We start from the raw sequence: 20,417 nt of genomic DNA on the forward strand, positions 1-20,417 counted from the left end.
ATCCCGCTAAATCGTTCGCCGCGCTCCGTGGTTGCGCCGCAGGGCATCGACCAGGGCGTCGATATCCTCGCGGGTGTTATAAAGGGCCAGACTGGGCCGCACCGTCGCTTCGATTCCGAACCGGCGCAAGATCGGCTGGGCGCAATGATGCCCGGCCCGGACCGCGATTCCTTCGCGGTCGAGCGCCTTGCCGATCTCGATCGGCGGGCAGCCGTCGATGACGAAGGACAGCACCCCGGCCTTTTCCGCCGCCGTGCCGATCAGGCGCAGCCCCGGAATCGATCGCAGCCCGGCGGTGGCATAGCCCAGCAGCTCGTGTTCCCAGGCGGCGATGTTGGCCATCCCGATCCCGTCGAGATAATCAATCGCGGCCCCCAGCCCCACCGCGTCGGCGATGTTGCCGGTTCCGGCCTCGAACCGCGCCGGAGCGGGTTGATAGACCGTTTTCTCAAAGGTGACGTCGGCGATCATGTTGCCGCCACCCTGCCACGGCGGCATCGCGTCAAGGACGTCCTTGCGGCCGTAAAGGACGCCGATCCCGGTCGGGCCGAACACCTTGTGCCCCGAGAACACATAGAAGTCGCAGCCCAGCGCCTGGACATCGACCGGCATGTGCGATACCGCCTGGGCACCATCGACCAGGGCCAGGGCGCCGTGACGGTGGGCGATCGCCACCATCTCGGCCGCCGGGGTGACGGTGCCGAGCGCGTTCGAGACCTGGGTGAACGAGGCGATCTTGGTGCGGTCGGTGAACAGCCGCTCGTATTCCTCGAGGATCACCTGACCGTGATCGTCAACCGGCGCAACCTTCAGCTTGGCCCCGGTGCGGGCGCAGAGCTGTTGCCAGGGAACGATGTTGGCGTGATGCTCGAGCCAGGAGACGACGATCTCGTCGCCCTCGCGGAGGTTGCGCCCGCCCCACGCCTTGGCCACCAGATTGATCGCCTCGGTCGCGCCACGGACGAACACGATTTCCTCGACCGACCCGGCTCCCAGAAAGCGGCGGACCTTCTCGCGCGCCGCTTCATAGGCGTCGGTCGAACGCGCCGCCAGGGCATGGGCAGCGCGGTGGATGTTCGAGTTCTCGTGCTCGTAATAGCGGTCAAGCCGCTCGATCACCGCGCGCGGCTTCTGGGTCGTCGCCGCATTGTCGAGCCAGATCAGCCGCTTGCCGTGAACCTGCTCGGACAGGATCGGAAAATCGCGGCGGATCGCGGCGGCGTCGAACGCCCGCACCCCGCTGGTGGGGGCCAGATCGATTCCGAGCGGATGGGTTTCGGTCCGGGTCGGCAGCGATGCGGTGGGGGCCTCGCGCAGGCTGATCCCCTCGGCATCGTCGATGAAGTAATAGCCCGCGACATCGGGAAGCGCGGGAGCCGCCGCGACCGGAGCCGAGGCCGGGGCCGTCGCGGGACTTGGCAGATCGGGCGCGGCCGCTTCGGGCAGATCGGGGCTGCCGACCGGGGCCACCGGACCGGCGGCATGGTCGGGCGGCACCAGCGACAGCACCGCCCCCAGCAGGGTGGGGATGGTGCGCAGATCGCCATTGCCCGGAATCGGCGCGGGCGGCACCGCGGTCGGGTTGACCGGAGCGGGCTTGGGCGCCGCCGCCAGCGGCCCCAATCCAGGCAGAGCGGGGTTGGTGGTGAGATGGCCGACCGATGGCGGGGTCGGCGCTCCTGGGGGCACGAAGCCCCCGCTCGGCCCCGTCTCGACCAACGGTGTCGAGGGCAGGGCCACCCCCAGCGATGGCGCCGTCTGACCCGGCAAGGCCGCGAAGAAGGCGTTGGCCATCTGCGCGATCAAAGCCGGGTCGGGCGCCCCCGCGAAGGGGAGGGGAGGAACGGGGTCGCTCATGCGAATTTCTTGTCGTAATCGAAGTAGTGATCGACTTCGACGCCGTCGAGAACCGCGATTGCGTCTTCGGTCAGCACCGCCGCCGAGCAATAAAGCGAGATCAGGTAAGACGCGATCGCCTTGCGGTTAATCCCCATGAAGCGGACCGACAGTGACGGCGCGACTTCGCCCGGCACCCCCGGCTGGAACAGGCCGACGACGCCCTGCTTCTTCTCGCCGGTGCGCAGCAGCAGGATGTTGGTCTTGCCATCTTCGCCGATGGTCAGCTTGTCGGACGGCACGATCGGCAGGCCGCGCCAGGTGATGAAGGGATTGCCGAACAGATTGATCGTCGCGGGCGGCACGCCGCGCTTGGTGCATTCGCGCCCGAACGCGGCGATGGCGCGGGGATGGGCGATGAAAAAGGCCGGTTCCTTCCACACCTTGGTAATCAGTTCGTCGAGATCATCGGGGGTGGGGGCGCCGGTGCGGGTGTGAATCCGCTGTTGCGGCGCGATGTTGTTGAGCAGGCCGTATTCGCTGTTATTGATCAGCTCGTGTTCCTGCTTTTCCTTCACCTTCTCGATCAGCAGGCGAAGCTGTTCCTGAATCTGGTCGATCGGATGGGAATAAAGGTCGGAAACGCGGGTCTGGACGTCGAGAACCGAGGTCACCGCATTCAGCGAATATTCGCGGGGATGTTCTTCGTAGGGAACGTAGCTTTCGGGCAGGTCGGCATCGTTGCGCGGGCTGCACGTCACGTCCGAAGCCCCGGCGGCGGCGGCTTCCTTGACGCGGTTCAGGCGATAGATACCGGCTTCGACCGGGGTCCAGGGCAGGAACGACACCAACCAGCGCGGGGTAATTCCCGACCACTGCGCCCGGGTCTTGGTGGCGTTGGCAAGCTGGCGCGCCGCCTGCTCGTTCAATGTGCGGCGAACCTCATTGTCCTCGGACATGCACGCGTCTCCCTCGAATGTGATGAGGACCGAAATCCTCTAACGATCTCTCTCTTCTACACTTGATTTTCGTCAAATAGAGGCCCGTCCGAACCCGGAAGTGGCGCTTCCAGTCGGTTTCCTCCGTTATAGTGGAGGCGGGTTCTTAGATAGCGGAGGAGGTCCGGGCCGTGACCGAATCCAGCGCGGCGATGATCGCGGCGATCCCGGTGCTGCGGAGCGGACGGAACGGCTTGTCGAGGCGGCGGCACAGGCTCTTGACCCGGTCCTGGGCGGCGTGGCTGACGCAGCCCACCGGGAACAGGACGGCGTCGGCCCGTTCAAGCTGCGCCGACAGCTTGCTCAGGCTCTGTTCGACCCCGCCGTCATGATGGACGAAGGCGCCGTTATGCGCCTCGACGATCCGGCGCAGGTGGCTGACATGTTGGTGGCGGCCGCCGACATACAAGATCAGGCGTCCGGATAGATCGGGGCCGGTGGCGGCAAAACTGTCTAAGGGGGGCTGCATCGATGTCTCCCAGTGTGTCAGATGGAATAATCGAACGATTCGTAGGCAAGGGCGCCCAGCACCTCGCCCGGTGAGCGGGTGTCGGCGGCGGGATTGGAGCGGATCACTTTTGCCGGGATTCCGGCGACGGTGGAGTTGGGGGCAACCTCGCGCAGCACCACCGATCCGGCGGCGATGCGGGAATAGGCCCCGATTTCGATGTTGCCGAGGATCTTGGCCCCGGCCCCGATCATCACCCCCCGGCGAACCTTGGGATGACGGTCGCCGCTCTCCTTGCCGGTGCCGCCCAGGGTGACGTTCTGGAGCAGCGAAACGTCGTCATCAACCTCGGCCGTCTCGCCGACCACCAGCCCGGTAGCGTGGTCGAGGAAGATGCCGCGTCCGAAGATCGCCGCCGGGTGGATGTCGGTCTGGAATACGTCGGAGGAGCGGCTTTGCAGGTACAGCGCGAAATCGCGCTCGCCCCGCCGCCACAGCCAGTGGGCCAGACGGTGAGTCTGGACCGCGTGAAAGCCCTTGAAATAGAGGAACGGCTCGATCAGCCGCTCGGTCGCGGGATCGCGGTCCAGCACGGCGGCGATGTCGGCGCGCAGCGCGGTCCCGATCGCGGGGTCGTGGGCCAGGGCGCGGGCAAAGGTCTCGGTCAGCAGGGTCTGCGAGACCTGATCGTTCTTCAGCCGTCCGGCGATGCGGTGGAACACCGCCGCCTCGAACGTTTCCTGATCGAGGATCGAGCCGATGAACAGACCGGCCAGCATCGGCGAGCGGGCCAGGGCCTCGGTCGCTTCGGCGCGCAGTCGGACCCAGAACGCGTCGGCCTCGCCGCGCAGAGCTTCGAGCGTGTCAGGCAGGCCCCGGACTTTGCTGGCTTCGGTCATTCGGTGTGTTCCGGATAAGTCATCACCAGATAGAACAAGGCCTCGATCGGCCCAGCATTGCGGTAGGAATGGGGGCGGTCGGCGACAAAATGGATCGCGTCGCCGTATTCGAGGCGGAACCGCTCGTCGGCGACGACCACCTCAAGGCTGCCCTGGGCCAGCACCAGATTCTCGGTCGTGCCGGGCGAATGGGGATCGGCGTCTTCGATGGTCTGGGGGGCCAGACGCATCTCGTAGAATTCAACGCGGCGGGGGCCGCTGAACGGGAACAGGGCCCGCGACGAAAACCGTCCGCTGCGCGATGTCAGCAATTTGGCCCGGTGAGCCCGCAGCACCGAGACTTCGCCGCTGCCGGTCGCGGCGGTGAAGGCCGAGAACGGAACTTCCATCGCCCGGGCAATCTTCCACAGCACCGCGACGCTGGGGACCGAGCGGCCCAATTCGATTTGCGACAGCATCGCCCGGCTGACCCCCGAGGCTCGGGCCAGACGCTCCAGCGACAGGCCGTTGCGGGTGCGCAGCCGCCGCAGATTCTCCCCGACCAGAGCGGTAAAATCGCTGGTTGAGGAATCCTCCGACGTCGGTTCCGGGGTCAGGTGGGAAACCGATTCGTTCATCTGCCTGACCGCCTTCAGCCGACCTGCCACACCGGCAGCATGACCCAGACGGGAACCCAGACGATGCCGGGGATCGACGTCGACGGAGCCGCGGCCAATTGGCGGCGGCGGCGAACTTCGGTGAAATCGATGATGGTGGCGGACCGGCTCATGGACTTACCCTTTCCTAACACTCTGTCAAGGCGGGAAGCCCGGTTTTCCGGGGATTCCGCCGCAGCAATCCGGCTGGGCGGGCCAACCTCTTTAGCTGCATTTGTTGAGCGCCCGCAAGCTGAAACCTCAAATCGGCGCTGTAGTAAGAGGCTACAATCCACAAGCCTCGGTGTCAATCCATAAGATCAGTAGAGATGTGAGTTTACATCCCGACGCGGCAACGGAGGAAACCGACGTCTCGCCGCCACGATCGGTTGAGGGCACCCCGGCAGCGGAGCATCTTGATGGAAGAGAAAGGGCGGACGGAGGGTCCGCCACAGGGCAAAAGGGGAACCACCATGATGACCGCGATGCAGATGCCGACCGCCACGATGCCGATGCAAATGCCGATGATGAACGGCATGATGATGCCGATGATGAACGGTATGACCATGCCCATGATGAATGGCATGACGATGCCGATGATGAACGGCATGACCATGCCGATGATGAACAACGGCATGATGATGCCGATGATGATGCCGACCCCGTGCTGTACGATGACTTGTGAAATGACCGCCGAGGGCATGGTCTGTAAGATGATGCCGACGGCTGGCATGACCATGGACATGATGAAGGCGATGTGTGACCGCATGACCACGATGATGGCGATGGGCATGCCGATGACGATGATGTGCAATGGGATGCCGATGATGGTCGGCATGACGATGAAGGCGTGACGATTTTTGGCCGGGGGCAAGGGCGCGTTGACAGCGTCTGCCCCCAGCCTGATCGGTTTTGTGCTGCTCTACATCACGCCCGCGCAACCGGCAAGTCGGTCCAGGCGGTGGTGTAGTTGGGCGAACGGTTGCCGCAGCGCATCTGCCACGGCGCATCCTTCGGGATCAGGCCGTATCCGACCAATCCCTTCCCCAGCCGCCCGTTGAGGCCGTCGACCGCTGCCATCAGCGCCTGTCCGCGTGGATTTGGCGGCGGCGAGAACAAATCGCGGGGCACGTTGGCCGGATTGACCAGATCGAGCAGGATCACCCCGGCTTTCTTATAGGCATACCCCTCCCGCCACGCCGAGCGCAGCCCGGCGATTGCCGCCGCGATCACCCGTGGCGTCGATGACGTCGGCGGCGACAGCCGGACCATCGCGTTCAGCGAGATTTGCGGCTGGTCGCGGCGAAAACGGTCGGTATAGGCGAACACCTGAAGCGCTCCGGCGACCAGAGTCTCGGCGCGGATTTTCTCGGCGGCCCGGCTGGCGAAGGTCAGCACGGCGTCGTGGACATGCTCATAGGCGGTCACCGTCTCGGCGAACGAGCGGGAACAGCAGGTGGTTTGCTTGTCCGACGGTTCGGTGTCGAGGGTATGGACCGGAATGCCGCGCAGCTCCATCACGGTGCGCAGGCCGACCGCTCCCATCGTCTTCCTGATCCAGCCGTCTTCGGCCTGGGTCAGGTCATAAGCGGTGAGGATGCCATGCAGCCCGCAATGCCCGGCATAATTCCGCCCGATCCCCCAGACCTCGCGGACCGGGGTTCGCTTCAGCGCCGCTTCGACCCAGCCCGGATGTCCGGCCAGATCAAGCACCCCGTTGGCGCGGGGCGAGGTCTTGGCCAGCCGGTTGGCCAGCTTGGCCAGCGTCTTGGTGCCGCCGATCCCCACCGAGACCGGGATGCCGGTCCAGCGTTTCACCGTCGCCCGGATGTGCCGACACCATGCGGCCAGGTCCGGCACCGCCAATCCGTCAAGATCAAGGAAGCATTCGTCGATCGAATAGACTTCGGCCCCAGGGGCAAAGGTCGCCAGCACCGACATCACCCGCTCGGACATGTCGCCATACAGGGTGTAATTGGACGATTGCAGGATCAGGCCATGGCGCTCGACCAGGGGGCGGAGCTTGAAGGCCGGCTCGCCCATCGGCACGCCGATCGCCTTGGCCTCGGCAGAGCGCGACACCGCGCAGCCGTCATTGTTGGACAAGACGGCCACCGGCTTCCCCTCAAGGGCGGGATTGAACACCCGCTCGCAGGAGACATAGAAATTGTTGCAATCGACCAGGGCGTAGACCGCCATGGCGGATCACCGCCGCGTCATCGCCGACACGGCGAAGGTGACAATTCCCCAAATCTGCACGCCGTCCTCCTCGTTGACGGGGAAGCTTGGATAATCGGGGTTGGCCGAGGCGAGTTCCCAGCCCGCGTCGGTCTTGCGCAAGGTCTTGACCGTCAGCCCGCCGTCCAGCGTCGCGACGACGATGTCACCGTCCTGGGGCTGGACCGAGCGATCGACCACCAGCAGATCGCCACTTTGAATCCCGGCCCCGGTCATGCTGTCGCCATCGGCGCGGCAGAAGAAGGTTGCCGCCGGGCGCTTCACCATCAGTTCGTGCAGGTCGAGCTTGCCCTCAAGGTGATCGTCGGCCGGAGAGGGGAACCCGGCCGGAACCAGCGCCGAATAGATCGGGGCCGCGCCCTCGCCGGGAACGAAGGCTCGGGACGAGGCCCGGCAGGTGCCGGGGGGCAACGGGGCGTTGTGATCCGATGAGAACATGAAGTGAACAATAGCCCAAAACCGAGAGGTTGGGCAACAGGATCGTCACCCTCACCGACCGGGTTACCGTTCCAAACGTGGGGCCAAGGCAAAGGCGAACGGAACAACCGTCAGCGCGACCAGGGCGGTCGCGGTCACCGCCCAAACCGGCCCGACCGCATCGCCCAGGGCCCCGTAAAGAACCGGGGACAGGGCCCCCGATCCGATCGTTCCGGTATAGAACAGGGCAAAGGCCCGCTCTTGGCTCTGATGGGGCAGGGTCACCTCGGGCACCGCTCCATACAGCACCGAGGAGGTGCCGTTCAGCACCATTCCCAGCAGCGGCAGCAGCAGGAGCGCTGGCAACAGCGGTGCGGCGAGAACAACGAAAATCAGCGCCGCCGTCCCGCCCTCGGTCACCACGATTGTTCGCAGCGTTCCGAAGCGGGCTCCCAACCAGCCGCAGAGGAATTTTCCGGCGGCCCCGCCGACGAAGACCAGGGCAAGCCCGAGTCCGACCGTCGGTAGCGCGGCCCCTTTGTCGCGCAACAGGAAGGGCAGAAAGGTCAGCAACCCCATCCGCACCCCGGTATCGAGGATGCCGATCGTCAGCAGCAGCCGAAATCCACCGCGCCCGCCGCCAATCCTCGGGCGTTTTTCCGCCGCCGCCGTCGCCGGGGCAATGGGCGGCATCCAGACCGCGATCACGACCGCCAGCGCCACGGTCAGTCCCGCGATCAGCCCCAGCGAAAGTTGCCACGACAACGCCATCAGCAGCAGCGACATCAAGGCCGGGATCGCCGCCTTGCCGATATCGCCGCTGAAATTGTAGACGCCAAGCGGGCCGCGCCCGGCCGACCCATAGGCGCGCGATACCGCCGCCGAGGCGATGGGATGTTGAGTGCTGGAGCCAAGACCGGCGATTGCCAGACCGGCGCACAGTCCCCAAACGCTTCCGGTGCTGCCCGCGATGACGAAGCCCAGCCCGGTGAAAAGGGTGCCGCAAGCGAGAACGGCCCGTCCGTTCCAGCGCTCGGCCAGCCGTCCGGCTGGAACCTGCAACGCCGCCATCGATCCGGCATAAACCCCGCGCAACAGCGCCAGCGCGCCATAGCCCAGGCCGAACTCGGTCTGCCACAGCGGCAGCAGAACATAGATCAGATCGGTACAGCCATCGTGGAGCGCATGGGCCGCGCCCGCGATGCCAAGAGTCCGCTTTGGACGAAGCGTCTCCATCTCATTCCCGCAGTTCCAAGGCCGTCGTTCGGCCTTATCGCACGTTCTGTTCTGACTGCGTAGGAACAAAGTGCCGGAAAGGGAAGGCGGTTCCCTTTCCGGTCGTTTGGGGGATCACACCGGATTGGGCGGATCGGCGGGCCGGTGCGATCCGGTGAACCCGTCCAGGGCATAATCCATCATCGCCAGCGCCAGTTGATGTTCGCCCATCACCGCGAGGCCGACGCCTTGGCGCTGGAGGTAGTCGCGTTCCTCCTCGTTGTGGGTCCGGGCGACGATGTCGATCGTCGGGGAGGCGGTGCGGGCGATCTCGACAACCTGACGAACCTGGAACCCGTCGGGAATCGCGACGACCAGCAGCCGCGCCCGGTTGATATCGGCCTTGCTCAGCACGCCGGGCACGCTGGCATCGCCATACAGAACCGACAATCCTTCATCGCGCAGGGTGGTGACCAACTGGCGGTTCTGTTCGATCACGACATAGGGAATCCGGGCGGAATCGAAGGCCTGGGCCACCGTCCGCCCGACCCGGCCGAACCCGACGATCACGGCATGGTCGCGGTGGCCGTGATCGTCCGGCGTCGGGGGGAGATCGGCCAGCCGGTCGTCTCCTGACCGCTCGATCAGGGCCAGCAAGCGCGGGTGGGCGCGCAGCCAGCGTTCCAGCGGTCCCATCGCCCAGAACACCAGCGGGTTCAGCGCGATCGACAGCAAGGCCCCGGCCAGAATATAGGCCTGTCCCTCGGGGGGCAGCAGCCCCAGTGACAGCCCGAGCGCGGCCAGGATGAATGAGAACTCGCCGATCTGGGCCAGGCTGGCCGAGACGATCAGCGCGGTCGAGAGCGGATAGCGGAACAAAAGCACGATCGCGAACGCCGCCAGCGACTTGCCGACGATGATGACGGCCAGCACTGCCAACACCGCCAGCGGTTCCTTGATCAGGATGCTGGGATCGAACAGCATCCCCACCGAAACGAAGAACAGAACGGCGAAGGCTTCCTTCAGCGGCATCGAATCCGCGGTGGCCTGATGGCTGAGGTCGGATTCGCTCATCACCACCCCGGCAAAGAACGCGCCCAGCGCGAACGACACCCCGAACAGCGCCGACGACAGATAGGCGATGCCGAGTGCAAGGGCGAGAACCGCCAGGGTGAACAATTCGCGCGACCCCTGCCGGGCGATCTGGTCCAAAATCCACGGCACCAGACGCCGCCCGCCGATCAGAACGATCGCGATGAACAGAGCGACCTTGGCCAGCGTCAATCCCAGGACGGGCAGGATGTCGGCCAGACCCGCCGCTCCGCTCGCATGGGGGCTGTTGATCGCCGTCGCCAAGGCGGGCAGCAGGACCAGGGCAACCACCGTCGCCAGATCCTCGACGATCAACCAGCCCACCGCGATGCTGCCGTTCAGGGTCTGGACCGCGTTACGCTCTTCGAGAGCGCGGAGCAGAACCACGGTACTGGCCACCGACAGGGCCAGACCAAACACCAGCCCGGCCGGCAGGCTCCATCCCCAGATGCTTGCGAGGATCGCGCCGATCGTCGTTGCCACCGCGATCTGGGCCACCGCGCCGGGCAGGGCGATCCAGCGGACCGACCATAATTCCCGGACCGAGAAATGCAGCCCGACCCCGAACATCAGCAAGATCACCCCGATTTCGGCCAATTGCTGGGCCAGCCCGGAATCCGCGACATAGCCGGGCGTGAACGGCCCGACCGCAATGCCCGCCAGCAAATAGCCGACCAACGGCGGTACTCTGAGCTTCGAAGCGATCCAGCCGCCGCCGAAGGCAAACAACAGACTCATCGAAATTGTTGCGATCAGGGATGCATCGTGATGCATTGTGTTCCTTAATATGACTGGTCTGTTTCAATGGATATTGTGATCAAAGGTTTTGTATGCAAGGGCGTTTATGACACCTCTTCCCGTCTTAGGGGTTTCTCCTCATTACTGTCGGATTCAGGCGCGCGCCGCAGCCGATGTTCGCCCAGGAACAGCAGAATCGGCGCGGCGATGAAGATCGACGACGAGGTTGCCAGCACCACGCCGAACAACAGCACCAGGGCGAATTCCCGGATCGCCTCGCCGCCGAACAGGGCCAGCGGCAATGTGGCGAGGAACAGCGCGACCGAGGTGCCGACGGTCCGGCTCATCGTCTCGTTGATGCTCAGGTCGATCAGCTCGCGCAGAGGCATCTTGCGATAGCGGCGCAGGTTCTCGCGCACCCGGTCATAGACGACGACCTTGTCATTGATCGAATAGCCCATGATCGTCAGAATCGCCGCGATCGCGGTCAGGTTGAACTGCATCCCGGTCAGGGCGAAAAAGCCCATCGTCTTGGTCACGTCGAGAATCATCGTCACGACCGCGCCGACCCCGAACTGCCATTCAAAGCGGATGGTGATGTAGATCAGCATCGCCACCGCCGCCAGGGCCAGGGCCAGCATTCCGCTTTCGAACAGTTCGGCGCTGACCGAGGCCCCGACCGATTCGACCCGCCGGATCGAGGCTGCGGGGAAGTCTTCGGCCAGCTTCTGTTCGATCAGGCTGACCGCCTGTTGTTGGGCCGGATCGCCGCCGGGCTGGCGTTCGAACCGGATCAGCAGATCGGTGGGCGCGCCGAATTGTTGCAACGCCACCTGCCCCAATCCCAATTGGCCCATCGAGTCGCGCAGGGCCGGGAAATCGGCCGGTCCCTCGGTGCGAATCTCGACGATGGTGCCGCCGGCGAAATCGACGCCGTAATTCAGGCCAGGGGTGTAGACCAGCCCGACCGAGGCCAGACTGAGGATCAGCGAGACAATCAGCCCGACATTCCTTCCCTTCATGAAGGGAATCCGGGTCACGTCGGGGACCAGCCGCAACAGCCGCGACAACAGCAGCACCTTCGGCCGCTTGGCGCGGAACCACGCCACCATCAGCCAGCGGGCAACAACTGTCGCGGTGAACATCGAGGTGATGATGCCCAGGCTGATCGTCACCGCGAAGCCTTTGACCGTTCCGGTCCCGACCGCATAGAGCAGCAGCATCTTGATCAGGGTGGTCAGATTGCTGTCGACGATGGTGGAGAAGGCACGGCGGAACCCGGCCTCCATCGCCGCGGCGGGGGTTGCCCCCTTGCGCACCTCCTCGCGAATCCGTTCGTTGATCAGGATGTTGGCATCGACCGACATGCCCAGCGTCAGCAAGATACCGGCGATGCCGGGCAGGGTCAGCGTTGCCTGGAGCAGCGACAGCGCGGCCAGGGTCAGGGCCAGATTGAACAGCAGGGCGATGTTGGCGAACAGGCCGAACAGGCCGTAGCTGACCGCCATGAAGCTGACCACCAGGACGAAGCCGACGGCGCAGGCGATCAGACCGGCCCGGATCGCATCGGCACCCAGATCGGGACCGACGGTGCGTTCCTCGACCACGGTCAGCGGTGCGGGCAAGGCCCCGGCACGGAGCAGAACCGCCAGATCATGGGCGGATTGGGCCGAGAAATTGCCGCTGATCTGCCCCTGTCCGCCGGTGATCGGTTCACGGATCACCGGGGCGCTGATGATTTTGCCGTCCAGCACGATCGCGAAGGGGCGGCCGACATTGCGGGTCGAGATATCGGCGAAGCGCTTGGCCCCGACGCTGTCGAAGGCAAAGGTGACGACCCATTCCCCCGCCCGCGAATCCATCGTCGCGGCGGCATCGCGCAGGCGGGCCCCATCGACTTCGACCTTGGTGCGGACCGGCATCTTTTGTCCGGCCTGGGCGGAGTCCGCCATCGGCAGCAGCCGCACCCCCGGACCCGGTTCTTCGGCCAGCAGGTGAAAGCTCATCTTCGCGGTCTGACCCAACAGCCGCTTGATCCGTCCCGGATCGTCGATGCCGGGCAATTGGACCAGAATGCGGTTCTGCCCCTGGCGGGCGACCACCGGCTCGTTGACCCCGGTCTCGTCGATCCGGCGCCGCACGATTTCAACCGATTGTTCGACCGCGCGCGATTGGGCGGCACGGATCGCCGCCTCGGACAGGACGAGTCGGACCTGATCGGTCGGGGTGATCTCCAGATCGAAATCGCGCAGTCCCGGCGTCGCGCCGTTCAGCAGCGGCCGCAGCGCCGCCCGCATCGCGGATTCGCGGCCCCGGTCGATCAGGGTGAAGGAGACGTCGGTGGCACCGGCGGCAAGGTTGCGATAGCCGATCCCCGCCTCGCGTAGGGCGGTGCGGACCCCGTCGACGGTGCCGTCAAGCCGCTCCTTGGTCACGGACTCGCCATCGACCTCGAGCAGCAGATAGGCACCGCCCTGAAGATCCAGGCCAAGATGAACCCGAGGCGCGTTCAGCCAGTCGGGCAGGGCGTCGGGCTTGACGAAATTGGGAAGACTGAGGACGACCCCCAGGGCGCAGATCACCCAGATCAGCGTCGTCTTTACTTTGGAAAAATACAGCATGGTCCAATCCCCGGCGCTCGCCGTGGCGGCGGGCGCAGTCTCGCGGGTGGGCAACGGCGCGAACGCTTCCGGGCACGAAGCCGAAATCCGAGCGTGTAACAGCCGTGAGGAGAGAGAAAACGCCTAAACGGCGCGAGACGCGGGCGCGGGTGGCCCGGTGGGGATGCGCAGGGTCAGATGACCGCTGGCAGAGGGCGGATAACAGCCGCCGCCAGCGCCGATCGCGGTGGCTTGGCCGAGCGGGCCGAAGGTCGCGGCCGCAGGCAGAAGGGCGAGCGGACGGAGGACTTCGCCCTGGGGCGGGCCGTCGGCGGCAGAGGGCTGACGGGTCAGCTTGGTCGAAAGACTGGGCCGGATCAGCGCCGCCGACGGATCGCTCTCGTCGACCGTCATGTCCGAGGCGCGATCGACGCTGGCAAAGGTCACCAGGGCGACGCGGGCGGTCGGGGCCAGCGAGACCGACAGCCCCACCACCATCGCCAACACCAGCATCAACGCCGCCAATGCGGCCGTCAGCGGACGGTCGGGGCGGGGCATGGGGAGCCGGATGGGAAGGCGAGGCGGCACGGGAGTCTCCAGTGTCTAGCCCCTATTTGACCACATTCAGGTCGGTGTTGAGAAGGATTTTCACCGCCGCGTCGGCACTCTTTCGCCGGTTTCACGGCGACGGCTTGCCCACAAAAAAGGGGGGATGCTTCCCCCCTTCGTTCCCCGTCGCATCGTGGCTTAACTAGCCTTGACGACCTTGCTGACCGTGCTGCGCATGTCGTCGAGGAATGTCAGCAATTCCGCTCGCAATGTGTCGCTGGAGGTTGCCAGGGTCCGGGTGGTGCCGAGCACTTCGGTCGAGGCGGTGCCGGTGTCGGTCGCCGCCGTACTGACCCCGGAGATCGCCGCCGCGACCTCGTTGGTGCCCTGCGCCGCCTGCTGAACGTTGCGGGCAATTTCGGCGGTCGCCGCCGCTTGCTGCTCGACCGCCTCCGCGATTGCCGACCCGATGGTGTTGATCTCGTCGATCCGGGCGACGATGCCGCCGATCGCCGCGACCGCCTGCTGGGTCGAGGTCTGAACCGCGCTGATCTGGCTGCCGATTTCCTCGGTCGCCTTGGCGGTCTGGTTGGCGAGGTGCTTGACCTCACCCGCGACGACGGCGAACCCCTTGCCCGCTTCGCCCGCCCGCGCCGCCTCGATGGTGGCGTTAAGGGCGAGAAGATTGGTCTGGGACGCGATGTCGTTGATCAGATCGACCACTTCGCCGATCCGGCTCGACGCCTCGGCCAGACCGCGCACGGTGGTGTTGGTCTGCTTGGCTTCCTCGGCGGCGGTCGAGGACAGGCGACTCGATTGTTCGACTTGGCGCCCGATCTCGCGGATCGAGGCCGATAATTCCTCGGCGGCGCTGGCGACGCTTTCGACATTGCTGGTCGCCTGCTGGGTGGCCGAGGCGACGGTGGTGACCCGTTCCTGCGATTGCTCGGCGGTTCCGGCCAGGGTGCGGGCGGTTTCCTCCAATTCGGTCTGGGCCTGCTTGACCTCGGACAGAACGGCGGCGGCGCGATTCTGGAACGCACTCATCAACTCGCCCACCGCCTTGCTGCGATATTCGCTGGTGGCAAGGCGGTCGCGGTCGCTCTGCTCGATCTCCTTGCGCTCGATCGCGTTCTGGCGGAACACCAGGATCGCCTGGGCGATGTGGCCCAATTCGTCACCGCGCTCATGATCGGTGACGACGATTTCGGTATCGCCCCGGGTCAGTTGATCGACGGCGGTGCTGAGGCGGGAGAGCGGCTGAGTCACCAGTCGCGAGACGATCAGATACAACACCAGCAGGGCGATCACCGTCATCCCCGCCGCCAGCAGCACCAGTTCCAGGGTGATGGTGCCCAACAGCGACGTCATGTCCTCTTTCGAGGCCTGCATCGCCTTGACGTTGAACCCAACTCTGTCTTCGACCGCATCGCCGAAGGCCAGACGGGCGGCGCGGGCCTCGTTCATGAAGATTTCGGCGCCGGCCTCGCGGTTCCCCGCCAGGATCTGGTTCATTGCTGCGCGGGTGGCCGAATCGTACCTCTCCAGCTTGGCCCGCAGATCCTCGGCGGCGGCGCGCCGTTCCGGGCTGGTCGCCATCGCCGAGCCCGCTTCCAGCGCCTTTCTGACTTGGGTGACGCTGCTTTGATACCGTTCCTGAACCATCTTCAGGTCGGTGGTGTTGGTTTGGAGCAGCGAGGACAGCGCCGCGACGGTGGCGTTGTTGACCTCGGCCTTCATGTCCATGGTGAGAAGCGAGCGTTTGACGTCGACATCAATGATGTTGGTCGCGCTCTGATTGAGCGTTTTCAGTCCGTGGAAGCTAATCGCGATCGTCACAACAATCGTCGTGATAACGAGAACCATCGGAAGAAGAATTTTGCTAAAGACACTCAGATTCAGAAGCCAACGTTTCATCGGTCGTTTCTCACGTCATTGGTGCAAATTGGTAAGTATTTATTGAAATGATGAGTGATCGAGGGCCGGGTCGCGGATTGTTCTGCCCGACATGAACGAAGTCTGTTCTAAAATGGCAATGATCGTAAAAATACGTATAGGATAAAATGGTAGCGTGAAAATAACGCGGGCAGACTGTGGCGCTTCCCGGATCGTGACAATCAGAAATATAGTCATAGGGGGTATGCGCTGCACGCATTGTCTGCGTCAGGTTTTTAATTTGTTTCGGTTCTTGATGATATATGACTTTTATTTACATTTAGCGCGCAAATCAATAAAAACCGCGCAAAATGTAGCTTTTCCTTGAAGCCAGCTTTATTGGCTGGCCCAGAGAATACGCGCCAGCCAGGCAACCTCTTCCGTCGCCAGGACGCGACCGGGATGGGCCGGGTTGATCGAGGCCAGCTCGATCCGCCGCGCCGTCAGGCGGGCCAGTTGCTTGACCATCACTTCGCCCTCGGTGGTGCGGACCACCACTCGATCGCCCCGGCGAACGCTGGCCGATGGCGAGACGATCACGACGTCACCGTCGCGAAACAAGGGTTCCATCGAATCGCCGCTGATCTCCAGCGCATAAGCGTGTGGGTCACCGATCTCCGGAAACGGAATTTCATCCCATCCACCACCGAGCGGATAGCCCGCATCGTCGAAGAATCCGCGGTCTCCCGCCTGGGCAAAGCCGATCAGCGGAATGGTCGGCGCCGGGCGGTTGGCCGAACCGCCATTTTCGATATAGCCGAGGAAGCGACCGAGATTAGCCCCTGTCGCATCAAGGACTTTGGCGACGCTCTCGGTCGAGGGCCAGCGGGCTTTTCCCTCGCGGGTGATCCGCTTGCTTTTATTGAAAGTAGTGGGATCAAGCCCGGCTTTACGCGCAAGAGCAGAGGCAGTCAGCCCGTTGTCGCGGGCCAGAGCATCGATTGCCGCCCAGATGTCGCTATGTTTCAGCATGGGAAGATTGTCCCGCAGTTCGGTTGATTTCGCACCAGGAATAAATACCCGAATCTTCTTGACGCGTACCTGCTTTGGCGCCACAAGGTATATGGTTTGTTCCGCAAAAGGGAGAGTCATATGGCACGAGACAGGTATGTCGGTTGCGTTCTCAGCGATCGGGCAGCCGAACCATTCACAACTGTTGAGGAGGCGTGGCTGTGGTTCGTCCGCTGCTGCGTGGCGCGGGCGGAGGGTGCGCGCTTTGGTGCCGGGCGGGGTGAGGTGGCCCGTCCCTGCGAACCCGACGATATTGCCCGCGAGGTCGGTCGGCTCTATCGCGGCCGGATCTTGCGCCCCGCTCATCTGGCGGTGCTCGACCGCTTCGGTCGTCGCCTTGCCCCGCCCGATCCCTGGGCCGGGGACAGCCAAACCGACGCTTTGTTGTGGGCCGAAGCGCTCGATCGTCTGGCGACACCGCTGAAGCGCAAGGGGATCGTATCGTGACGGAAGTCGGAAAAAGTGAAGAAAATCAGATGTTTTATCGCCGCGCCCTGGTGATGTTTTCCGGCCGGGCCGATCTGTGCTGGCTGCGATTGCTGCGGCCGGGCTTTCGTCATTGCTTTGTCGTGGTGGAAACGCCAGGCGGCTGGGTCAGCCTGAACCCGATGGCGCATCGCACCGATCTGACTGTCTTGTCGATCCCGTCCGGTTTTGATCTGGCCGGGTGGTATCGCGCCCAGGGCTTGATCGTGGTGGAGACGGTTTCGCACCCGCCGCCCCGGCGTCAGGCTCCCTGGCGGCCCTATAGCTGTGTCGAGGCGGTCAAGCGGGTGTTGGGAATTCATGACGGATTCGTGCTGACACCCTGGCAATTGTTCCGCTTTCTCGAAAATAGAGGAAAAAAATCATTGACAGGGCGCGGAGATTTGCGTGATGATCTTCCCATCAACACCACATTTGCGCCCGAAGCCGACCGGAGCCCCGCTCCGGCGGCTTTTTTTGTGGCCAAATCAGAACAAAACAAGATCAAACGCTCCGGAAAGGAATTCGCCATGGGTGGTTTTTTCGCTCCCTCATCCTCGCCCAGCCCGGCCCCGGTGGTGGTCGCCCCCACCCCCGATACCAGCACCGAAGACGCGGCCAAGGCCCGGCAGGAGACGGTCGAGCGTAATCGGCGCGGTTTGTACGGCACCATCGCCACCTCGGAATCCGGGCTGTTGTCGTCTCGGGCATCGGGCGGCAAATCGCTGCTGGGAGAGTGAGGATGACCCGCAATTCCCCTCGTGTAGAGGATGCGGCGGCGCGGGGTGAGCATCTGCTTGGCCCCGATGCCGACGATCCTTCAATCCTGCTCGGCCGCTTTCGCAAGGCCAAGCAACGCCGCGCCGTGTGGGAGTCGCATTGGCAGGAATGCTATGACTTCGCCTTGCCGCTGCGCGATGCGATCCTGACCGCCTCGGTGCCGGGCGAGAAAAAAGCCGACCGCCTGTTCGATGGCACCGCGCCCGATGCGGTCGATCAACTGGCCGCCTCGCTGTTGTCCGAACTGACCCCGCCCTGGGCGCAATGGTTCGGCCTGACCGCCAGCGACCGGCTGGAGCCGTCCGAACGGGACCGGGTCGCCCCGGTGCTCGACCGCATCGGCACGGTTCTGCAATCGCATTTCGACCGCTCGAATTTCGCGATCGAGATGCATCAATGCTATCTCGACGTCGTCACCGGCGGCACCGCCTCGCTGCTGTTCGAGGAAGCGGCTCCGGGCGAGTCCTCGGCCTTTCGCTTTACCGCCGTGCCGCTGGGTCAGGTCGTGCTGGAGGAGGGGCCGGACGGGCGGCTTGACGTCACCTTCCGCCGTTGCGAACTGACCGTCGCCGCGCTTCACGCCCGCTTTCCCGCCGCCCGCTTGCCCGAGGCGATCATCCGCGCCGCCGCCAACGATCCCGATCTGCGCATCGGCATCGTCGAGGCGGTGGTGCCGTCGCAGGGCTCGTATGGCTATGCCGCCGTGTTGGAGGCGGAGTCCGACGAAACCGTGCTGGCCCAGGGCCGGTTCGAGATGAGTCCGTTCATCAATTTTCGCTGGCTGAAGGCCCCAGGCGAGGTCTATGGCCGCTCGCCAGTGATGAAGGCGCTGCCCGACATCAAGACCGCCAACAAGGTGGTTGAGTTGGTGTTGAAGAACGCCACCATCGCCGTCACCGGCATCTGGCAGGCCGACGATGACGGGGTACTGAACCCCGCCAACATCAAGCTGGTGCCCGGCACGATCATCCCCAAGGCGGTCGGCTCGCAGGGGCTTCAGCCGCTGGTCGCGCCGGGCCGGTTCGATACCTCGCAACTGGTGCTGGACGATCTGCGCGGCCGGATTCGCCACGCCTTGTTGGCCGACAAGTTGGGCCAAACCAACAGCCCCAAGATGACCGCGACCGAAGTGCTGGAACGTTCCAGCGAGATGGCCCGGTTGCTGGGGGCGACCTATGGCCGACTGCAAAGTGAATTGCTGACCCCCCTGGTGTTGCGGGCGGTTCACATCCTGCGCCGCCGGGGCGAGATCCCCGATCTTGTGGTCGATGGGCGCGAGGTCGATCTGCAATACCGCTCGCCGCTGGCGCAATCACAGGCCCAGCGCGACGCCCGCAACATGCTGACTTGGCTGTCGTCGCTGTCGCACTTGGGGCCGGAGGCCCTGGCCGCGATTGATCCCGCCGCTGCCGCCCGCTGGCTGGGGCGCAGTTTCAACGTTCCCGCCGACATCCTTCGTCCCGTCGCCGCCGCCACCCCGACGGAGGCCAACGATGGACTCCGCTGAGACCGGCTGGGACGGGTTGGCTCCGTCCTCCGCGCCACCGGGCGGGGCCGAATCTGCCCTGTTGGCCCGTCAGACCGCCCGGCTGTTTGCCTCCCCCGACGGGGTGGCCCTGCTGGCCCACCTGCGTTCGATCACGCTGGACCGCTGCCTTGGCCCGCACTCCGGCGAGTCCGCGCTGCGCCACCTCGAAGGTCAGCGCCACCTTGTCCTCCACCTGCTGTCTCTGGCCGCCCGTGGCCGCGACGGACGGTGAGGACCTGTTTCAAACCAAAGGAAGACCCGATGTTCGAAGACGATTCCCGCGACAGCTTTGCCGATCCCGATCTCGATTCCGCCCGTAAGCCCGCCGTCCGTCCCGCCTCGATTCCCGCCAAGTTCTGGGACCAGGCCAAGGGCGAATTGAGGACCGAAGCGTTGCTTCAGGCCTATCTTGAGCTTGAACGCCGCGTCTCGGCCCGGGGCGGTATCGACATTCCCGACAACGCCGAGAAATACGCGATCTCGGCCCGCCATCCCGCCGTCACCTCCGATCCCGAAATCAACAAGCGGCTGCACGAGGCCGGGTTTACCCAGCAGCAGGCTCAGTTGGTCTATGATCTGGCGTTCGAGCGGCTGGTGCCGTTGCTGGTCGCCGCCGGGGCCGAGGCCGGGCCGGACTCCGGGGCGGGGACGGACAGTGCCGCGCCCGATCCGCGCGACGGCGAGATTCTGCATCTGTGCGATCATTTCGGCGGTGAGGCGCGCTGGCGTCAGATCGCGCCGCAACTGGCGGCCTGGGGGCGCAAATCCCTGCCACCCGAGGCGTTCGAGGCCCTGGCCTCCAGCGTCGAGGGGGTTAAGACCCTGCATCGTCTGATGAGTTCGGGCGAGCCCAGCCTGGGCCGCGCCCCGGCACCGCGCGACGAGGCTCAGTCCGAAGATCAACTGAAGAAGATGATTCAGGACCCGCGCTATTGGAAGAACCGCGATCCGGCCTTCATCGCCAAGGTCTCCGACGGCTTCCGCCGCCTGTACGGCGAGGCCTGAGGCACACCCGTCCGTCGGGGGGACTCCC

The 20,417-nt window shown here is 64.8% G+C and carries 20 protein-coding genes; 5 read left to right on the forward strand and 15 right to left on the reverse strand.

What is annotated here, in order from left to right:
- Nucleotides 1-6 precede the first annotated feature (6 nt).
- The 15 genes from K678_RS04745 to K678_RS04810 form a co-directional block, all read right to left on the reverse strand.
- On the reverse strand, nucleotides 7-1,857 hold the full coding sequence (locus tag K678_RS04745) for a family 2A encapsulin nanocompartment cargo protein cysteine desulfurase (RefSeq protein WP_021131320.1): 1,851 nt from the start codon (nucleotides 1,855-1,857) through the stop codon (nucleotides 7-9).
- The gene (locus tag K678_RS04750) at nucleotides 1,854-2,795 is read right to left on the reverse strand and encodes a family 2A encapsulin nanocompartment shell protein (protein WP_021131321.1); all 942 of its coding nucleotides are present in this window, start codon (nucleotides 2,793-2,795) and stop codon (nucleotides 1,854-1,856) included. Before K678_RS04750 ends, K678_RS04745 begins: the two co-directional genes overlap by 4 nt.
- Before the next feature lie 145 nt (nucleotides 2,796-2,940).
- Complete coding sequence (locus tag K678_RS04755) at nucleotides 2,941-3,303, reverse strand: DUF2325 domain-containing protein (RefSeq protein ID WP_021131322.1); 363 nt, start codon at nucleotides 3,301-3,303, stop codon at nucleotides 2,941-2,943.
- A gap of 17 nt (nucleotides 3,304-3,320) precedes the next feature.
- Entirely contained in the window at nucleotides 3,321-4,181 is an 861-nt protein-coding gene (gene cysE, locus K678_RS04760; RefSeq protein ID WP_021131323.1) for a serine O-acetyltransferase, read from the reverse strand.
- Nucleotides 4,178-4,798, reverse strand: coding sequence for a helix-turn-helix domain-containing protein (locus K678_RS04765; protein WP_021131324.1), 621 nt, complete (start codon nucleotides 4,796-4,798; stop codon nucleotides 4,178-4,180). Before K678_RS04765 ends, cysE begins: the two co-directional genes overlap by 4 nt.
- 14 nt (nucleotides 4,799-4,812) lie before the next feature.
- Complete coding sequence (locus K678_RS18520; protein ID WP_155804455.1) at nucleotides 4,813-4,950, reverse strand: hypothetical protein; 138 nt, start codon at nucleotides 4,948-4,950, stop codon at nucleotides 4,813-4,815.
- 203 nt (nucleotides 4,951-5,153) lie between these two features.
- The gene (locus tag K678_RS18525) at nucleotides 5,154-5,654 is read right to left on the reverse strand and encodes a hypothetical protein (RefSeq protein WP_155804457.1); all 501 of its coding nucleotides are present in this window, start codon (nucleotides 5,652-5,654) and stop codon (nucleotides 5,154-5,156) included.
- Nucleotides 5,655-5,743: 89 nt separating this feature from the next.
- Complete coding sequence (locus tag K678_RS04775) at nucleotides 5,744-7,015, reverse strand: Y-family DNA polymerase (protein WP_021131326.1); 1,272 nt, start codon at nucleotides 7,013-7,015, stop codon at nucleotides 5,744-5,746.
- 6 nt (nucleotides 7,016-7,021) lie between these two features.
- Complete coding sequence (locus K678_RS04780; protein ID WP_021131327.1) at nucleotides 7,022-7,492, reverse strand: LexA family protein; 471 nt, start codon at nucleotides 7,490-7,492, stop codon at nucleotides 7,022-7,024.
- A gap of 63 nt (nucleotides 7,493-7,555) precedes the next feature.
- Nucleotides 7,556-8,707 carry an MFS transporter gene (locus K678_RS04785; RefSeq protein ID WP_021131328.1) on the reverse strand — a complete coding sequence of 384 codons (1,152 nt, stop codon included), beginning with the start codon at nucleotides 8,705-8,707 and terminating at the stop codon, nucleotides 7,556-7,558.
- Nucleotides 8,708-8,821: 114 nt separating this feature from the next.
- Nucleotides 8,822-10,516 carry a cation:proton antiporter domain-containing protein gene (locus K678_RS04790; protein ID WP_231376204.1) on the reverse strand — a complete coding sequence of 565 codons (1,695 nt, stop codon included), beginning with the start codon at nucleotides 10,514-10,516 and terminating at the stop codon, nucleotides 8,822-8,824.
- 104 nt (nucleotides 10,517-10,620) lie between these two features.
- Nucleotides 10,621-13,137 (reverse strand): protein translocase subunit SecD, encoded by a 2,517-nt coding sequence (gene secD, locus K678_RS04795; RefSeq protein ID WP_021131330.1) that lies wholly within the window; start codon nucleotides 13,135-13,137, stop codon nucleotides 10,621-10,623.
- A 123-nt stretch (nucleotides 13,138-13,260) separates the two neighbouring features.
- Nucleotides 13,261-13,674: a hypothetical protein gene (locus K678_RS04800; protein ID WP_021131331.1), complete on the reverse strand. Its 414-nt coding sequence runs from the start codon at nucleotides 13,672-13,674 to the stop codon at nucleotides 13,261-13,263.
- 189 nt (nucleotides 13,675-13,863) lie between these two features.
- Nucleotides 13,864-15,582 carry a methyl-accepting chemotaxis protein gene (locus tag K678_RS04805; protein ID WP_021131332.1) on the reverse strand — a complete coding sequence of 573 codons (1,719 nt, stop codon included), beginning with the start codon at nucleotides 15,580-15,582 and terminating at the stop codon, nucleotides 13,864-13,866.
- A 354-nt stretch (nucleotides 15,583-15,936) separates the two neighbouring features.
- Entirely contained in the window at nucleotides 15,937-16,572 is a 636-nt protein-coding gene (locus tag K678_RS04810) for a S24 family peptidase (RefSeq protein ID WP_021131333.1), read from the reverse strand.
- Nucleotides 16,573-16,692: 120 nt separating this feature from the next.
- Between K678_RS04810 and K678_RS04815 the strand changes: the two genes are divergently transcribed.
- From K678_RS04815 to K678_RS04840, 5 genes are read left to right on the forward strand one after another with little or no spacing between them, the layout of a single operon-like run.
- Nucleotides 16,693-17,058 carry a hypothetical protein gene (locus tag K678_RS04815; RefSeq protein WP_039852065.1) on the forward strand — a complete coding sequence of 122 codons (366 nt, stop codon included), beginning with the start codon at nucleotides 16,693-16,695 and terminating at the stop codon, nucleotides 17,056-17,058.
- A gap of 29 nt (nucleotides 17,059-17,087) precedes the next feature.
- Nucleotides 17,088-17,816 carry a hypothetical protein gene (locus tag K678_RS19835; protein WP_331270946.1) on the forward strand — a complete coding sequence of 243 codons (729 nt, stop codon included), beginning with the start codon at nucleotides 17,088-17,090 and terminating at the stop codon, nucleotides 17,814-17,816.
- A gap of 2 nt (nucleotides 17,817-17,818) precedes the next feature.
- Nucleotides 17,819-19,363 (forward strand): portal protein, encoded by a 1,545-nt coding sequence (locus K678_RS04830; protein WP_021131336.1) that lies wholly within the window; start codon nucleotides 17,819-17,821, stop codon nucleotides 19,361-19,363.
- Nucleotides 19,350-19,616 (forward strand): Bbp19 family protein, encoded by a 267-nt coding sequence (locus tag K678_RS04835; protein WP_021131337.1) that lies wholly within the window; start codon nucleotides 19,350-19,352, stop codon nucleotides 19,614-19,616. Before K678_RS04830 ends, K678_RS04835 begins: the two co-directional genes overlap by 14 nt.
- A gap of 29 nt (nucleotides 19,617-19,645) precedes the next feature.
- A complete protein-coding gene (locus K678_RS04840) occupies nucleotides 19,646-20,389 on the forward strand; it encodes a capsid assembly protein (RefSeq protein ID WP_021131338.1) in 744 nt (247 codons plus the stop codon).
- Nucleotides 20,390-20,417: the final 28 nt, after the last annotated feature.

Source organism: Magnetospirillum fulvum MGU-K5 (assembly GCF_000442515.1).
GTDB classification, from domain to species: Bacteria; Pseudomonadota; Alphaproteobacteria; order Rhodospirillales; family Magnetospirillaceae; genus Phaeospirillum; species Phaeospirillum fulvum_B.

What these genes read in the sequence shown, in the direction of transcription:
- K678_RS04745 (WP_021131320.1), bottom strand. Translation starts at nt 1,857, where the DNA reads ATGAGCGACCCCGTTCCTCCCCTCCCCTTCGCGGGGGCGCCCGACCCG.
- K678_RS04750 (WP_021131321.1), bottom strand. Translation starts at nt 2,795, where the DNA reads ATGTCCGAGGACAATGAGGTTCGCCGCACATTGAACGAGCAGGCGGCG.
- K678_RS04755 (WP_021131322.1), bottom strand. Translation starts at nt 3,303, where the DNA reads ATGCAGCCCCCCTTAGACAGTTTTGCCGCCACCGGCCCCGATCTATCC.
- cysE (WP_021131323.1), bottom strand. Translation starts at nt 4,181, where the DNA reads ATGACCGAAGCCAGCAAAGTCCGGGGCCTGCCTGACACGCTCGAAGCT.
- K678_RS04765 (WP_021131324.1), bottom strand. Translation starts at nt 4,798, where the DNA reads ATGAACGAATCGGTTTCCCACCTGACCCCGGAACCGACGTCGGAGGAT.
- K678_RS18520 (WP_155804455.1), bottom strand. Translation starts at nt 4,950, where the DNA reads ATGAGCCGGTCCGCCACCATCATCGATTTCACCGAAGTTCGCCGCCGC.
- K678_RS18525 (WP_155804457.1), bottom strand. Translation starts at nt 5,654, where the DNA reads ATGCCGACCATCATCGGCATCCCATTGCACATCATCGTCATCGGCATG.
- K678_RS04775 (WP_021131326.1), bottom strand. Translation starts at nt 7,015, where the DNA reads ATGGCGGTCTACGCCCTGGTCGATTGCAACAATTTCTATGTCTCCTGC.
- K678_RS04780 (WP_021131327.1), bottom strand. Translation starts at nt 7,492, where the DNA reads ATGTTCTCATCGGATCACAACGCCCCGTTGCCCCCCGGCACCTGCCGG.
- K678_RS04785 (WP_021131328.1), bottom strand. Translation starts at nt 8,707, where the DNA reads ATGGAGACGCTTCGTCCAAAGCGGACTCTTGGCATCGCGGGCGCGGCC.
- K678_RS04790 (WP_231376204.1), bottom strand. Translation starts at nt 10,516, where the DNA reads ATGAGTCTGTTGTTTGCCTTCGGCGGCGGCTGGATCGCTTCGAAGCTC.
- secD (WP_021131330.1), bottom strand. Translation starts at nt 13,137, where the DNA reads ATGCTGTATTTTTCCAAAGTAAAGACGACGCTGATCTGGGTGATCTGC.
- K678_RS04800 (WP_021131331.1), bottom strand. Translation starts at nt 13,674, where the DNA reads ATGCCCCGCCCCGACCGTCCGCTGACGGCCGCATTGGCGGCGTTGATG.
- K678_RS04805 (WP_021131332.1), bottom strand. Translation starts at nt 15,582, where the DNA reads ATGAAACGTTGGCTTCTGAATCTGAGTGTCTTTAGCAAAATTCTTCTT.
- K678_RS04810 (WP_021131333.1), bottom strand. Translation starts at nt 16,572, where the DNA reads ATGCTGAAACATAGCGACATCTGGGCGGCAATCGATGCTCTGGCCCGC.
- K678_RS04815 (WP_039852065.1), top strand. Translation starts at nt 16,693, where the DNA reads ATGGCACGAGACAGGTATGTCGGTTGCGTTCTCAGCGATCGGGCAGCC.
- K678_RS19835 (WP_331270946.1), top strand. Translation starts at nt 17,088, where the DNA reads ATGTTTTATCGCCGCGCCCTGGTGATGTTTTCCGGCCGGGCCGATCTG.
- K678_RS04830 (WP_021131336.1), top strand. Translation starts at nt 17,819, where the DNA reads ATGACCCGCAATTCCCCTCGTGTAGAGGATGCGGCGGCGCGGGGTGAG.
- K678_RS04835 (WP_021131337.1), top strand. Translation starts at nt 19,350, where the DNA reads ATGGACTCCGCTGAGACCGGCTGGGACGGGTTGGCTCCGTCCTCCGCG.
- K678_RS04840 (WP_021131338.1), top strand. Translation starts at nt 19,646, where the DNA reads ATGTTCGAAGACGATTCCCGCGACAGCTTTGCCGATCCCGATCTCGAT.